Source organism: Marinimicrobium koreense (genome assembly GCF_003762925.1).
Taxonomy (GTDB): Bacteria; Pseudomonadota; Gammaproteobacteria; order Pseudomonadales; family Cellvibrionaceae; genus Marinimicrobium; species Marinimicrobium koreense.
The window spans coordinates 354,364-371,236 of record NZ_RJUK01000002.1 but is presented as its reverse complement, the minus strand read 5'-3'; the positions used below and the strand labels follow the sequence as shown (position 1 = coordinate 371,236).

The following is a 16,873-nucleotide window of genomic DNA, read 5'->3' as shown; positions in this document are numbered from 1 at the left end:
TTCATCCTGTTCTGACGGTAAAGGTGATGGAATGAGTGTGCTTGAAAAAAAACCGCTATTTTACTTGTTAGTAGAGAGTAATAATGTCGAATCTTTCGTGAATATAAATGGTGTGAAGGTCCATCAGGTGAATAGCTTGATGGGCCAGTCGAAAGTTGAGCTTCCCGTTAACAATTATATTCACCCTGAAAAAAACACTTTTTCCCTTGGGATTTTTGCGCCTGAAACGGGATCTGAGTATCCAGAGTCTGCGAGGCTCTCAGTGAGCTTGGTTGTTAAACCGGATGAAGATTTGAGTGTCAGTCACAAGATAACAGATATTGTATTTGATGGGAGCGAAACTGATCTCGTGGCCCTAAACGGCGGTTCTGGGAGTCGTCAGGTCGACCCAGAGAATGAGTTCATCGAAAATTCCCACGGAAATATTGTTATACATCCTTTGGATATAGAGCAGCCAGAAGAGGAAATGGCCGGCCCTACACTTACAAGGACGGTAGACATCCCTAACAGCTTACCTTTGTGGAAGTTCTTTTTAAGTGATGATCTTCCTGATTACTTTGCAGTTTCAGACGAGACGTATTACCGGCACAGGGATGAGCTTTACGAAGAATATAAGAAGATTGAGGACGCCCTCATTGAGGGGGATGTCGACGTTATAATGACAATGTTCGAGGAGAGGAACTCCGAAACTGACAGGGCTTTTTACTTACAGGATGGAACAACGGCGGAAGAGCTGATAGCGAGCCTTAAAAAGTCGCTAAGTAACCCCGATTTGAAAATTGTTAGATCAGACAATGAGAAATTTGGATTGATCCACGAACCAAATGGAAAGCTGGTTGCGTTAGTTCGGTCAGATGATGGTCCAGCAATTGCCTTCAACTTCGTTGATGAGCCGGGATCTGTGAGGTATGGTCTTGTATTTCGACGCGAAAATGGTAAGTGGATTATAGCCCGATAGAGCCAATCGCTTTCGGTATTTTCCGTATTCTTTCTGTTAATCTTGAGGTGTTTTGCGCCAACTTTAACTGCATCACACAAAAATGGATAAAGGGCTGGCATAATGCCGCTCTTTGAAGACTGACACGGAACACAAGGAGTGCACGTCATGCCCCTCGCTTTACTGCGCCAGCTTACCCTGGCTTCTCTGATGACTCTTGGATTGACCGCCTGTGGTGGCAGTAGTGGGGGCGGGCCGGAGCCTGGCTCATCCAGCAGCCAATCGTCCAGTTCATTCTCGTCTTCCAGCGTGTCGCAGACAAGCTCAAGATCGTCTGAGTCCTCTGTCAGTTCCAGCTCAACTTCCAGTTCAGTATCAAGCTCCAGTAGCTCGAGCCAACCCGCTGACCTTGAGCCCGCCCCTTTCTCGTTCGAGCCTCAATTTGATGTAGAGCCTGGTGCCACACTGACCAGCAATACCGTCACCGTCAGCGGTATTGATGCCGCTACCGCGATTTCGGTTACCGGGGGTCAATACAGTATCGACGGTGGCGCTTATACCGACGCCGACGGCGAGGTGGACCTGGATGACGAAGTCAGGGTTCAAGTGACGGCCTCCGGGAATTTCAGCACCGAAGCGTCTGCCACGCTGACGATTGGTGGGATTAGCGGCACCTTTACCGTTACCACCGAAGCCGAAGATACAACACCGAATGCCTTCGGCTTTGCCCCCCAGGAAGATCTTGATCCCGAAACAGAGGTAACCAGTGAAGAGGTCGAGATCAGCGGGATTAACACCCCCGTGGCCGTCAATATCACCGGTGGTGAGTACCGGGTCAACGGTGGAGAGTTCACCACCGAGGTGGGAGAGCTTAAGTCGAGGGATACCATCTCTCTGCGTGCAGTAACGCTTAGCGGTCCTGACCAAACCCGGGAGGTGGCGATCACCATCGGAACCGAAACCGTCGAGTGGGCGTTGACCACCGCCCCGGATGAAGAGCCTCCGGTCGGTGAAATTGCGTTCCCGCCCCCCATGAGCGCCAGCGGCGCTGAAACCCTGACCATCCGTGGTCGTGCTTCCGATGAACTCAGTGATGTCGCCGAAGTTACCCTGACCGTACACCACCAGGACAGCACCGTTCCCTATACCCTGGAACCTGATGAGGAAACCGGCTTTGCCGAATGGCAGCAGAGCATCACCCTGGCCCCCGGTGAAAACCGGGTATCGCTTCAGGTCAGTGACGAAGCCGGCAATGAGTTGGAGGAGCCAGTGGAAGTGACGGTGGTGGGGCAGGACTATACGGCGCCGTTTCCGGATGATGAGCAGGGGCAGTTTGATATTGGAGAAATGGTTTATGACAAGGCTCGTAACCGTCTTCTTTTACTGGGTAGTGATCAAGATAATGGGGAAACTGAGTATCGCTCTGTGCTAGCGGTGGACCTGGATACGGGTATACGCTCTGTCTTCGTCACAAATGACGGAGAAAACGACGCACTTAACTTAAGGTCTCTTGATGTTGGCGTCATTGATTCTGAGAATAATCGATTGCTGGCTGCTCGCAGTGGCGGATTCGATACCCCGATCTATGAAATAGATCTCGGAACTGGTATCGCTATAGAGCTCCTACAATCGAAGTCGGGAGATCTTGCATCGGCCTTCGATTGGCCTAGAGGTATTGTTAAGTCCTCTTTAGATCCTGAAAGCGTCTATATCCTATCGGGAGGTAATGGAGGGGATTTCAGGCGCCTTTTGAGAGTCAACCTGGAGAGCGGTGAGCGTGAGGTAATCTCAGATCCTGAAGCGGGCGTTGGTTCTGGCCCTGACTTTTCGTCGGCCGATGGGATTCTGGTTTCGGAAGAGGATGGGTGGGCTTACATTCATAACGGGTTAGCGCTTTATAAGGTAAAATTGATCAGTGGTGATCGAGTGGAGATTCCTCTGGATTACCCGACAGATTTTATTATCAGAGCGATAAACGATTTCTTTCTTGTAGGAGAAGAGTTGAACATCTTTGAGACTTCTCGTGGGGTAATGAAGAAAGATAAGTCTACCGATGAGTGGGTTGTCATACACCCCTATGATGAGAATGATGAATTTGATTCCCGGTTGTCGGAGGGTGTTCACTATGTGGAAGAAAATAATTATATTTTTGTCGCTCAAGACCACTACAAAGCAGTCCTTGCCTATGATCTGACCACAAACGAATTTGTGGTGATATCCCGCTATTCCGAATAACTCAAGTACGTTGTCGACCTGAAAACAGGCCCGAGCCGATCTCTCGGGCCTTACGTCTGATAAGGATTGTTACCATGACGCTTCCCTCGTCCCGCGCCAACACTCTGCTGTCCTTTTCCAAACGCAAGCTCTATATGGCCATGCTGGCCTGTTCTCCTTTGGTTATGTCTCAGCCGGCCGTGGCTGGCCCGGAGGGGGGCCGCATTACCGGAGGCTCAGGCCAGATATCGGCGGAACAGAAGCAGACCCTGATTGAGCAATACTCGGATCGGATCGCCATCGATTGGGATAGCTTTGATCTGGATGCCGACGAGGTGGTGAGCTTTCTCCAGCCAGGCGCGGATTCGGTGGCACTTAACCGCATACTGAGTGAGTCGGCATCGGATATTCGTGGACGTATCAATGCCAACGGCCATGTGGTGCTGGTCAACCCCCGAGGCATAGTGTTCGGTGAGTCGGCTCAGGTCAATGTGGGCGGCCTGCTGGCCAGCGGTCTCGATATCGGCGTTGATGATTTTATGAATGGCGACTTTGTCTTTTCTGCTCTAGATGAGGTAGAGGGTACAGTCATCAACCAAGGGACATTACAGGCATCATTGGGTGGGTCGGTCGGCCTGTTGGGTAAAACCGTCAGCAACCAGGGGCTGATCCGCGCCGAGCTGGGGTCAGTGGCGCTGGCTGCCGGTAAAGAAGCTGTGATGACCTTCGATAGCGACGGCCTGATGGGTATACGGGTAACCGAGTCCATTCTTCAGAATGACTTGGGTGTTGATCCCGCGGTACTGAATGAAGGTTCCATTGAAGCCAAGGGTGGCCGAGTACTGCTGACTGCCTCTGCCAGTCGGAACGTATTCTCCCGGGCCGTCAATACTGGCTCGCTGTCGGACGCACGCAGCGTGGTTATGCATGACGATGGCAGCTTTACGCTGGGCGAAGGGGCGGACCTGGTCAATACGGGTGAGATTCGGGTCGGGCACTCGCATGACGCCGGTAGCGCGTTCCTGTTGGGCGAGAACGTCACTCAGGGTGGTCTCGTTGAAGCCAATACCCAAAATGGCGATGGCGGGCGAGTTGAGCTCAATGCTCGGAGTACGACCTTACTGAAACGCGGTAGCGAGACGCAGGCGCAGTCCTCTGTTGGCGGGCAGGGTGGAGAGGTTATGGCGCTGGGGCAATATGTCGGCGCTGAGGCCACTGCGTCTGTAGACACTTCAGGGGCAGAAGGCGGTGGGCGCATTTACTTCGGGGGAGGCTACCGGGGTGAAAACCCCTGGTTACCCAACGCGGAAAAAACGATTGTGCAAACGGAGGCCGAGCTAAGGGCGAGAGCCACGGCTGATGGCGACGGGGGCCGCATTATCGTCTGGGCTGATGATAGCACGCGGTTTGGGGGGTATATTGAAGCTTCTGGTGCAATGGATGGCACGGGTGGCTTTGCGGAGGTTTCGGGGAAGAAGCAATTGGCTTTCTCAGGTTCGGCTGATCTATCGGGCGCGCGAGGAGCAGGCATGCTTATTTTAGATCCTGAGAACATAGTAATTGATGGTTCAGGTAGTGATGCTCCAGATGCTGCAGGGGAGGTGAGCTTTGAGGATAATGGGGAAACGTTCAGTATTCGATCTGATATTATAAGGGCGTTACTGCACAATAACTCTAGCGTCATACTAGAAGCCACGAAAAGCATATCAGTAGATAGTGTCATAGATGCTTCTGATACTTCTTCTGGTGTCTGGCTTAAGCTCCACTCCGGCGGAAATATAGCCGTAAACAAACGTGTTTCGTTGAACAACGGAAGCTTCGAGGCAATAGCCGGACATCCCACCTGCGGTGATGCGATATGTCAGGGTTTTGAGGGTGGCAAAATAATAACCTTTTCCGGTGACGGTTCAATATCATCATCGGGAAATGTTGTGCTCAGTGCAACGGACGCTATCAATCTATCAGCGGGCTCCGGTATTTCAGGCTCGTCAATCACCCTTAGATCCCGCAACACTATCAATGTCGGCGCGAATCTTACCTCGGAAGCCGGCACCATTCAGATTCACGCCGGCGACAGCTCCCTCAATGTCCAGGATCTAAACTATGACTCCGAAGGCGACCATGTCTTCACCGGCGATCTTACAATCTCTGGGGCACTGAACTCCAACGGCTCTGATATCCTCCTGGATGCCGCAGGATCGATCCAACTCTTTAGTGAGGCTCAAACCGTCGGTGGTGACTTTAACGTTGGGAGCTATCAGGCTCCAGGAGCATTCTACAGCCTGGAGTACACGGACTCGAATTCGGACGGGCGCGTTGCGCTTGGAGAAATCACCCGGGAAGGATCAATTGATACGTCGTCAACACTTGGCGGTGGGAAGATAATCATTGAAGCCGAAGGTTCTGATTCTGCCAGCGGGGATGTCCGGGTGGGTAGTCTGTTTTTCGGCTACCCCTATAGCACTGACAGCGAGGACAATGAGCTCGCTCTCCATCAGAAAACCGGTGGTGTTGATATCACGGCGGCAGGAGATATCTATTTATCCCGGGTGATCAACTTCAATGATACGGGCCCCAGAGATTCCGATGGGAATGTTGTTGGGGGGCACACGGAGGAGGAAGCGTACTTAACGGCCAAGGCAGACGACAGTATTCATTTTGACGCTGACGTTGCCTCGCAGAACGCGACTTCGGAAAACGGGTGGTCCAGCACGGCCGGGGACGCCGTCATTTTTGATCTTTACGGGGATGCTCGGGATGCCCTGAATATTACGTTGACAGCGGACGCCAATGAGGACGGGGAAGGATCAATTACCACATCCGGCGATATCTATACCTCAGGCGGTAATTTTATCGCCTCGGGTCAAACCATCAACTTTGGTGGCGCCGTTATAACCCGATACGCGAATGTACTTGAGGATGGGGAACTTTGGGTCAACGATGGGTGGCGGTATGGAGTGGCTGACTGGTCGACGGGGGGTAACGTCGAACTGAGCGTTTCGGAAGAAGTGTCTCTGGGAACCATTGTGACGGCGGATAGTTGTATTAACGATGGCTGTGAAGGAAACTTCACCCTGTCGCTGGATGCGGAGGGTTCGACCTCCGACGAGTTCCTGGTGGATCAAACCTCTGGATCACGCCTGGATATTGCCGGCGATTTCGTGTTTAAAAACCTCAATGAAAACGCCGTGGTTAATCTTGAATTGCGCGGGACCGGAAACCGCCTCCACGGAGGGGGCGCGGCGCATTCGGCGGCAATAACCACCACCGGCGATGTGAGTCTATTTAGCGCTACGGACCTCATTCTGACTGATCTTGATGCGGGAGGTTCGCTTTCCGCTGCTGTCCTTGGCGCAATCAATATCGACAGTGGCAGCGATCTGAAACTGGGCACCATCAGTACCCAGCAAGAGGGGCAGAACGGATCCAATATTACCATCAATTCCGATGGCGCTCTGTCATTAGAGGAAAGGGCGGAGATCAATGCATCGGCCGGGTCCCGTACCGATGGGGGCCCCGGGTTTAACGGTGGGTCCATTGTGGTCACGGCCGTTGATAATATCGAACTTGGCGGAAACCTGATTTCCACGGGCGGAGCCGGCAATGATACCAGTACCTTTGGTGACGGAGAACATGGTGGGTCCGGTGGGAAGGTGGAAATCAGATCTGAGGCTGGCCGCGTAACTCTGTCAGAAATAGACACTAGTGGTGGCAATGGACACTCAGAAAGCCACGCTTGGCGGGCCAATACAGCTAACGGAGGCAGCGGCGGTGACATCATAGTTACTGCCGCTAACGGGATTACCTTAACGGGTGACGTGAGATCCTCAGGCGGTGCGCTGTCGTCGAATAACGCTGAACCCGATGCCTCTCATGGTGAAGGTGGACGTATAGGCTTGAATGACGATGTACTCGTTGCTTCTTCGGCACTGGTGATTCGCAATGACGCCGGTCCGCTTGGCGTTGAGGGGTTGGCGCATGATTTCGATATCCAAGCGGGTGACTTCACCATCACCGGGTCGCTGGGTGCGGTAAATTCGGATTCAGCCTTGACCTTGCATACAGGAAAGACCACGTTCGGTGGCACTGTCGGTGACTCCAATGCCGTTAATTTTACTGAATTGACGATCAATAGCTACGGCGATGTCCAGCTCGGTGGAAACTCGGCCCCGGTCGCGGACAGGATTCAAGTCAATGCGACTGGCACTGGCGGGCAATCGCTGGCGCTGACGAATACGGTCAATCATTGGGTCCTGAATGATGGTGTTGAGAGCGACAGCTCTATAACGTTCAACGAGGAACAGAATCCCCACTTTCATTTCAATGGTTTCTCCGCGCTGATCGGCGGTAGCGGGACAGATCACTTCGCGGTGTCGCATGGTGATGCGGTTTACACCATCACGGACAATGGTGGCGAGGGAAATTCGGTCTCCTCTTACTCTGAAGACGCCCACCTGTGGACTTTGACAGACGACGGCTTCGCGAACAGTTTGACGTCACGGACGGGTTCATCCACAAGTATTACCTTTTCAGGTATCCAGGTGCTTAAAGGCTCTGGCGACGACTACCTACAGGGACGCAACAGCAACACGGATTGGGTCTACAGCGCTGACGATCGATGGACGCTCTTTGAGCCGGACACGAACACGAATCCATTGGTTGCCTTTGATGGCATGAGCAAAGTGGTCGGTGGTGCCGGAAATGACCGGTTCACTCTGCTGGCGGATTCGAGCTACACCGGCGCAATCGATGGCGGTGAGCAAGCGGTTGGTTCGGCCAGCATCAACAGCCTGACCATCAACGGCAATCCCAACCTCTGGTATCTGGATGGTCGCACTGAGAGTGCGGTCGTCGAGCGTGATGCAACAGCCAATTTACGACTCGAGAGGTTCAGCCGTATACAACGGCTGGAAGGTGCGGGCGAGGATCAGGTCCAGGGCCGCAATGAGGCCACCGATTGGGTCTATGGCGCTGACAGTCAGTGGACCCTCTATGAACCGGATACCACCAGTAACGCCCTGATATCTCTGACTGGCATGAGCAAGGTTACCGGTGGTGCCGGTGAGGATCGGTTCACGCTGGTCGAGAATGCCTCTTTCGCCGGTGAGATCGACGGCGGGTCTGAAGCGGGCAATACCCTCTCGGTCAATGGCGGGTCCAATCACTGGTACCTGGACCACTCGGCGGCCGATAGGGCGGCCATACAGGAAGGCGGTGATACCCGGGTCGAAGCCTTTCTTGGTATTCAAACACTGGAAGGTGCGGGAGCAGACACTTTTTACGGACGCGACCAGGGTACCGATTGGGAGCTTACCGCGGGTACGACCTTGGCGGATAACCAATGGACCCTGAACGAAGTCGAAGCGGAGGGTCTTAAGAATCTGACACTGTCGGGTATGGCTTCGCTGGTGGGCGGGTCAGCCGAGGACAGCTTCACACTCATGGCCGGAACTGCGTTTTACGGCTCTCTGGATGGAGGCCTCACGGCGAGTAACACGCTCAGTCTGGCCAGTGATGATAATCACTGGACCGTCACGCACTTTGGCGATAATGGCGCGACCGGTTCCGTGGTCGATCGAATCAATCAGTTTGTATCATTCGGTACGCTGTCCGGTAGTGGTGGAGATGTACTTGCCGGACCTGACGTCGCCAATGTGTGGATGTTGGGCGGCGCTGGTTCGGGCGCTCTGGCCCCCGTTTCTGATCCCGACGAAGCCGTTCAGTTTGATGGTATGGCGGCCCTGGTTGGCGGCGTTACTACCGATACCTTTACCGTCTCAGGTGATACGCTCTTTGCTGGCGTGATTGATGGTGGTGCTGGCGCTAATGACACGCTGAACCTTGAAGGCCTGACGCAAGCCGTCACCGTGGGGATGCTGACACCGGACAACCAGGCGTCAGGTTGGGCGGCCCGGACTGACGACGATATCACCATCCGCAATATCGAAACCTTGACGGCGGCCGAGGCTGGCAATGACGTTGCCGGTGGTACCGGCAATCAGCTTCTGGGGCCCCTGTCGGGCTATTACCTGTGGACTCTGACCGGCGAAAATACCGGCACTGTACAGCCTACCTCGGGCGAGTCCCAACCCAATAACAGCGCTGATCGCGTACTGGATTTTTCCGGCTTCGCTTATCTGGTGGGTGGAGAGGACAGCGACTTCCGCTTTGACGGCGGAGATGCCGTGGGCGGAATAACCGGTGGTAGCGGCGATACCTGGCTGGATTATTCACTGGCGATCGGAGACCTGTGCGTCAACCTGCTTGCCGGCAGTGAAGCCTGCGATGGTCCTCTGTTGGATAACATCGATGGGGTGATCGGTAACAGCAGCTCTGGCTTCAACAGTCAGTTGCGGGCCAATGGCAATGAGGATTACGTCTGGCGAATTCACAATAATGGACACAGCCGTGCTGATGGGATCAATGACGGGGCCTTCGAATACGACGGGGACGACGTCGAATTCATTGACTTCAATCAGCTGGTGGGTGGTGCCAGTGTGGATACCTTCCTGTTTGAAAGTGGAGGAAGACTGACCGGCTATGTTGATGGCCGGGCCGGCAGTGACATCGTTGATACCCGGCAATCTGGTGCCGCCGTGGCGTTTCGGCTCAGGGAGCAGGCTCCAGACGGCACCAGTGGTTCACCCTTATGGCTCAAGGGTATGGAAACCATTCGGGCCCACACTGATCGTGAGAATCTGTTGATCGGCCCGGACCTCCAAAGTGACTGGATAATTGATCGGGCCAATGGTGGTCGTCTGGTAGCCGAGGGTCAGACGGTCAGCTTCACGGGCATCCAGACCCTTTGGGGTGGCTCGAATCAAGATGATTTCACCTTGGTACGAAATGGCGGGCAGACCGGCTCCGTAAGCGGCGGTGTTAATGGTGGCGAGGGCACAGATACTCTGACCATTGGCAGCGCCGATGGCGAGGCAATCGACTGGACGGTGGACGGTTTTGCCGCAGGCAGTGCCGATCGGGCTGGTACCTTCACGGGTATCGAGGTTTTGGCCGGAGGTCGGGGGGATGACCGCGTTACCTTGACCGGCGCTCAGGCCTGGGTGCAAAACATCGCCGCCGGCGCCGGTACCAACACGCTCACCTACGATGTCGAGCCTAACGACGTGAACGCGGCGACCTGGGCTTTGAGTGGGCCTCACAATGGTTCGGTTACCTTGGGTGAAGCGGAAGACGGCATCAACTTTACCGCCATCAGTGCGCTGACAGGTTCGGGCGCGGACACTCTGCAAGGCACCGATAATCCCAGCGAGTGGATCATTTCCGGCGCGCATGAGGGCACCCTGGAAACGTCGGTGTCGGGTGACGAGCAACGGCTTGATTTTGCCGGCATGAGCACTCTCTCGGGCGGAAGCAGCAACAATACTCTGACTGCCAGCGGTGCCAACACCTGGGTGCTGACCGACACGGGGACCGGCCGCCTCAATGAGGTTCTGAATTTCAGTGGTATGGATGAATTGGTCGGTGATGGCGAGAACAACTCCCTGCAGGGTCCGAACCGAGATAACTATTGGCTCCTGACCGGTTCGGATCAGGGAGTAGTTTCTGCTGCGAGCGGAGATGCAGCCAGCCCCGCCGTGGATGGAACCGCCACTGACTTTGTCGGCATGACGACATTGGTTGGTGGACAAGAGGGCGACCAGTTTGTGGCGTCAGCCACGGGCGCTTTGTTCTCCGGTCTGCTCAACGGAGGTGAGCCCGTCGGTCAAGCGGATGATCGAGACAGTGTCGACCTGAGCCAGCGTCCGTCAAACGAGCGGATCACCGTGGGAATGGGTGATGCCCTGGATGTCGATGTGAGCATCGTCAATATCGAAACCCTCACAGCGAACCCTGATGCCAATAGCGGAAACCAGGGGCACATCCTGAAAGGTCCTCAAGAGGGTACCTATCAGTGGATTATTACCGACATTAACACCGGTAAGGTGTTCCCCGAAAACAACGAGCGGACCGACACCACCCTGGCCTTTCATGACTTTGCTTTTCTGGAAGGCAGTGAGAACAATGTGTTTGCCTTCGAAGGCGGAGACCTGACCGGCGGGGTTACCGGTGGCAGTGGCTCCAACTTCCTGGACTACTCCAATAGCGACGGGGATATCTGCATCGCCCTGTTGGACGGTGTGTCCGGTTGCGATGGCATGGCCATGGAGGGGATCAACGGTATTATCGGCAATCACACCGATAACGCGTCACCCAACAGTACGTTGCGCGTGGTGGGTGACGGCGATTACACCTGGAGCGTGCAGAAACTTGACGCGCTGGCCTCCAGCGATGGCATCAACGACGGCATCTTCGACATCGGCGGCAATAATGAAATCCGTTTTATCGACTTCAATCATCTGGTGGGCAGTGACGGCAATAACCGGTTCGCGTTTGTCGGCTCTGGCGAAATTACCGGCTCAGTGAACGGCGGCGCCACTCGCGGGACTGGCCGCAATGTGATCGATACCACTGGCTCTGATTATGGTTTTGCCTTCTGGCAGTCGACGCCGTCGGGGTCAGGTGAGGCGGACACCGCTTTGTGGGTACAGAACATTCAAACCCTGAGCGCACGCAGTGACCGGCATAACGTGCTTCACGGCATCGACAGCGCGACCACCTGGACGGTCGCAGGGACAGACTCGGGCTATCTGGGTGACGATTCGCTGCGCTTCGAAGGGGTTCAGCATCTGAAGGGCGGTTCTGAAAGGGATACCTTTGTGGTGAACACCGGGGGATTAATCACCGGCGCCATCGACGGTGGCGGAAACGATAACACCCTCGAGGTAACGAGTGAAGGTGACGACTCGGTTCACTGGCGGGTCAGCGGGAAAGATCAGGGCTCGGTTGAGGATCGTGTTGCGTCCTTTACGGGCCTGTCCGAGCTTCTTGGCGGTGAAGGCAATGATCGCTTTACCCTGACATCGGCGGCACAGGTCTCCGGCATCGACGGTGGTGACGGCGACAATGGATTGGCGTATCAACTTTCCGATAGCGAAACTGCCGAGCAGGCGGCCCAGTGGCGGCTGACCGGTCAGTATGACGGCGAGATTGAAACGGCGAATGGCGGGATCAGTGGCTTTGAAAACATTCACTCACTGGCTGGCTCCGGTCACGACACTCTGACCGGCGACAATGCGGCGACGCGTTGGTTGATCAGTCATTCGGATGGCGGCTCGGTGGGAGCGGAATCCACGGTAAGCCAACACTATATGAGCTTTGAAGGCATGGCCACGCTTGTGGGCAATACCCAAGCGGATCACTTCTCGATTCTCGACAGCGGCAACGACTTCAGCGGTGGGTTGAAAGGCGGTGCTAATGGCAATAATCGCCTCAGCGCAAATCAACACAATAACGCCTGGACTCTGAACGGTGCTGGCCGTGGAACGCTCAATGAATCAATCGTATTCGAGGCAATCCAGACGCTGGTCGGCGGTGGTGAGGGCAACACTCTGAGAGGGCCCAACCGGGATAACCGTTGGTTATTGACGGAGGCAAGGCGCGGCACGGTATCCGAACAGGGCATCAGTGGCACCAGTACCGAGTTTGTCGGGATGGAAACCCTGGAGGGCGGCGCTCGCAATGATCTGTTTGTAGCGGGCGGCGCACTGACGGTCGGGCAGTTGGCCAGCTTTGAACAGCTACGCGGCGGAACTCAATCTGAGGGAGGCGTCGATGCGTTGGACCTTACCGCGCTGTCTGACAATGGGCCGGTCTCGGTCGGACTCGATGGGCTCAACGACGTCGACATTCAGGTCGTCGGAATCGAACAGATTGATGCCCAGGGCGCTGGCAATCGCCTGTACGGTGCCTCCGATGCGGCCTACTCCTGGGTGGTTAATGCGCTCAATGCCGGGGAGGTTTCCCCAACCGCATCCGGCGCGAGTGACGCGGGTGTCACATTCACGGGTTTCACCGAGCTGACCGGCGGCACCCATAGCGATACCTTTGCATTGCTGGGCACCGGCAATGTGGACGGTACCATTGAAGGCGGCGATGGCGATGGTATCGATCTGGTGGACTATTCCAATCAGGCCGGCGATGTGGTGGTCACCGTGGGCGATATCGATTCGGATATTCTCGGCATTGAGGGCGTTGTCGGGAAAAGTGGCACTAGTGCCAGCGACACCACCAGTACCTTGAAAGTTGCAGACGGAGTGACGGATTCGGTTGCCTGGACCATCCAGCGATTGGCCGATCTGCCTAACAGCGATGGCGTCAACGACGGAGAGGTAGCCATCGACAATCACCAGCCGTTCTACTTTATTGACTTCAATGTGCTGGAAGGTGGTGACGGGCAGGATGCGTTTGTTCTGCAGGGCGAAGGCCAGCTGGTCGGTCAGATCAATGGGCGGGGCGAGATCAATACGGTATTCACTCAGGAAGCGGATCTGGCGCACCGGTTTACGGTGAGCGATCGCGAGAACAACGAAACCCGGTTGGTTAATATCGACTCGTTGACCGCCAGCCTGGATCACAACCATCAACTGGTCGGTACCGGCGAGGGAAACACCTGGCGTATACAGGAGCGCGGTGCGGGTGAACTCGAAGGACAATTGAGCTTTCGGGGTATCGATCATCTGGTGGGTGGAAGCGGTACTGACAATTTCATTTTTTCGGGCGATGGTCTGGTCAGTCGCATCGAGGGGCGCGGCGCTCTGGCAGACAATATCCTCAATATCGAGAACACCGCCGAGCCGCTGCTGATCTCCCTGGACCTCAACAACCAGGGCGCTGATGTTCGTGTCAGCGGCGTTGGTAGCCTGGTTGGCAACCGCGACATCAATCACCGGCTTCAGGGCGAAGACCGATCCAACACCTGGGCGATCGATGGTCAGGACAGCGGTTCGCTCAATGGTGATGTCCGTTTCGCCGGCTTTGTCGACCTGCTCGGCAATAGCGAGACGGATCGTTTCGAACTGCATGGTATCGGAGCCGTGAGCGGCGCAATTGACGGCGGGGGTGGTGAAGACACCCTCGATCTGTTTGAGCTGGCCGACGATCGAAAACTCAAGTTGGCGGTGGAATCTCCGTCCTCAGAGGACGCACCGACGGCTGATCTGCAGGTGTTCAATATCGATACCCTGGCGGCACCTACGGCCGCCGGTCATACCCTGATCGGGCGCGCGGACGAAAACCTCTGGGTGCTGGACGGCGAGAATCGGGGCACACTCGGTGACCTCGATTTCACCGGGGTGGCCAATCTGATCGGCGGTAATGGCACCGATGTCGTCGAGTTTCTGTCGGGCGGGTCGTTGCAGGGCTATATCGATGGTCGCGACGGCGACAACACCGTGGACATGTCCGAGGTCAACCGGCTCGTGGCTGTGACAGTGGGGGAAGCCCGCGGAGACCTGCGCAACATCACCCATTTCATCGGGAACAATACCGAAACCACTTTAACTTCTCTGCACGCCGACAACAGCTGGCGGCTTGATCGGGGCGAAAACGCCGGTACGCTCAACACCCGCCTGAGTTTCGAGGGCGTTACCGACCTGATTGGAGGCGAGGGCGTTGATACGTTCCGTCTCGACGGCGGTGGCGTGACCGGCCTAATTGACGGTGCTTCCGGCAATGACCAGTTTCTGATGAACCTGCCCACCGGTGTCGAAGGCAATCAGCGTCTGAGCGGCGGCGCAGGCAATGATGAGTTGCGGGTGTCCGGCGGTGATGCGAATTATCAGGTGACCTACAGCCCGCGCACTGGTGGTGAGGAACAGCTACGCTACACGGCCGGCAATGGCAAGGTCTTCGGTGTTGAGTTCTCGCAGCTGGCACAGGTGCAGGATAATGTCGTGGCCGATGTGCTGACCATCAATACCCGCCTGAATCCGGATACGGTGGTGGCGAACAATAATCGGGTTCAAGTCAGTGATCTGGCGCAGCTTAATTACACCAACAAAACCAACCTCACTCTCGCCGCCAATACCGACGATGTGGTGGATCTGGCCGGTGCTCTGTCTGTGCCCGGTCGCCTGGAAATCCGCAACGCCCGGGTAACCCAGAGTGCGGACGAGGCCCTGTCCGCGCGCGAGCTGCGTCTGGTCTCGGTCAGCGAGTTTGGTTCCGTCGAGAGCCCCATCGAGACCGGGATTGAAACCCTGATGGCGGATGTCGGCACCGGTGGCCTGGCGCTGCGTAATAGCGAAGCCCTGGTATTGAAAGAACTGCGCAGCCTGGGGCGTGCGCAGGTGACGGCTCGAGGCAATCTTACCAGCGATGCGGATCTTTCCGTCGCGGGTGTCACTCACTTTGCGTCCGAGCAGGCGGGTATCTATCTGGATGGCGGCAACCGTTTCAGCAATACCGTTCATCTTGATGCCGCCCAGGACATTGAGCTGCATCATCAACGCGAGTTGTTGTTGGGCGATGTGCAGGCTCAGACGTTCGCGCTCAACAATCGCGGCGATGTTACCCAGGGTAATGGTGCCTGGACGGTTGACCTCCTGGATCTGTCCGTTGATGGAAACCTGCAGGCCATGAACGAGAACAACCGCATTCAGGGCCTGCGTGCGGACCAGGTGGGGGATCTGACGCTGGACAGTCGTGAGGCATTGCGTCTGGATAGCATCGACAGCGACGGTCAGGTGCGGATTGGTGGTCGGGGCCTGTTGGTTGAAAACCGGCTCAGCGCCGAAAGCCTGAATCTCGATGCACAAAACGGTAGCCTGACGATCAATCATTCAATTACCGCAAACGATATTCAGCTTGCCGGTGAGCGGGTCGCGCAGGACGCCGAGGTGATCAGTGGTGGCGTCCTGAGCATTAGCGCCAAGGGCGCTATTGAACAGAATGCTCGATTGACTGCGGTGGCGGATATTCAGTTGGATGCCGGGGGTGAGTTGACCATGAGCCGCTCGGCGCGCACCGAAACCCGATCCGGCAACATTGAGTACGCCGCTGGCGACAATCTGACCGTCAGTTACCTCGACAACCCTGAGGGCACCATTGCGCTGCGCAGTGGCCGGCGCATTGAATCCGCACTGGAAGCGCAGACGAACGGCGTGATTGCCCAGCGAATCGAACTGGCCTCCATAGAGGGCATTGGTGCCGGACAATCCATCGCTCTTGATACCCGTGAACTGCACGCCACCAATAACCGGGGCCGGATCGATCTGGGCAATACCGGGGACGTGCGGATCGATCGCCTGGCCAACAATGACGATATTGTGTTTTTCAACGAAGGGACGGTGACCCTGGATAACCGGGAAGGGCCGGTATTTGATCGTTCCGCCGAGGGTGCCATTGAGGCCGGCGGTGTGGTGAATGCCAACTACGATGTCGGTACCGTTCGTTTTACGGTCGCGGAGGGCAGCCTGCTGGGACTGGGCGGCATCAATGTGAACAAGCCGGACCTGGTCGGCCGGCGAGGCCTTTTTGTCGTGAGTGGCGATATCGGGTCGGTGGCCCGGCCGTTGGTCATGTACTTCAAGGACTCGCTGGTTCTGCAGGGTATTCGGAGCTGGCAGCCTGTCTGGGGCTTTGGCCAGATACCGGAAACATTCGAAAACAACTCGGCCATTCAGTTCAGCAATCAGGAGCTGACCAGTGCCGGTGAACAGATGGTGGAAGTGGAAAGCCTGGAAGACATTGACCCCGCCATTTTCACCGCAGTACGCAACTACAGTTTCGACGAAGTCTCGATTCTTATGCCACCGGATCAGCGCTACGGCAATGAGGAGGAAGACGAGGAACGGTATTCCGCGTACTGAGTGTGTTCAATCA

General features: G+C 55.9%; 3 protein-coding genes. All 3 read left to right on the top strand.

The window, feature by feature from the left end; translation table 11 throughout:
- The first annotated feature begins 31 nt into the window (after positions 1-31).
- The 3 genes from EDC38_RS13975 (at position 32) to EDC38_RS13965 (ending at position 16,860) form a co-directional block, all read left to right on the top strand.
- Positions 32-958 (top strand): hypothetical protein, encoded by a 927-nt coding sequence (locus EDC38_RS13975; protein ID WP_123639178.1) that lies wholly within the window; start codon positions 32-34, stop codon positions 956-958.
- A gap of 147 nt (positions 959-1,105) precedes the next feature.
- Positions 1,106-3,172: a hypothetical protein gene (locus EDC38_RS13970; RefSeq protein WP_123639177.1), complete on the top strand. Its 2,067-nt coding sequence runs from the start codon at positions 1,106-1,108 to the stop codon at positions 3,170-3,172.
- 74 nt (positions 3,173-3,246) lie between these two features.
- A complete protein-coding gene (locus EDC38_RS13965; RefSeq protein WP_123639176.1) occupies positions 3,247-16,860 on the top strand; it encodes a two-partner secretion domain-containing protein in 13,614 nt (4,537 codons plus the stop codon).
- Positions 16,861-16,873 lie beyond the last annotated feature (13 nt).

What these genes read in the sequence shown, in the direction of transcription:
- EDC38_RS13975 (WP_123639178.1), top strand. Translation starts at nt 32, where the DNA reads ATGAGTGTGCTTGAAAAAAAACCGCTATTTTACTTGTTAGTAGAGAGT.
- EDC38_RS13970 (WP_123639177.1), top strand. Translation starts at nt 1,106, where the DNA reads ATGCCCCTCGCTTTACTGCGCCAGCTTACCCTGGCTTCTCTGATGACT.
- EDC38_RS13965 (WP_123639176.1), top strand. Translation starts at nt 3,247, where the DNA reads ATGACGCTTCCCTCGTCCCGCGCCAACACTCTGCTGTCCTTTTCCAAA.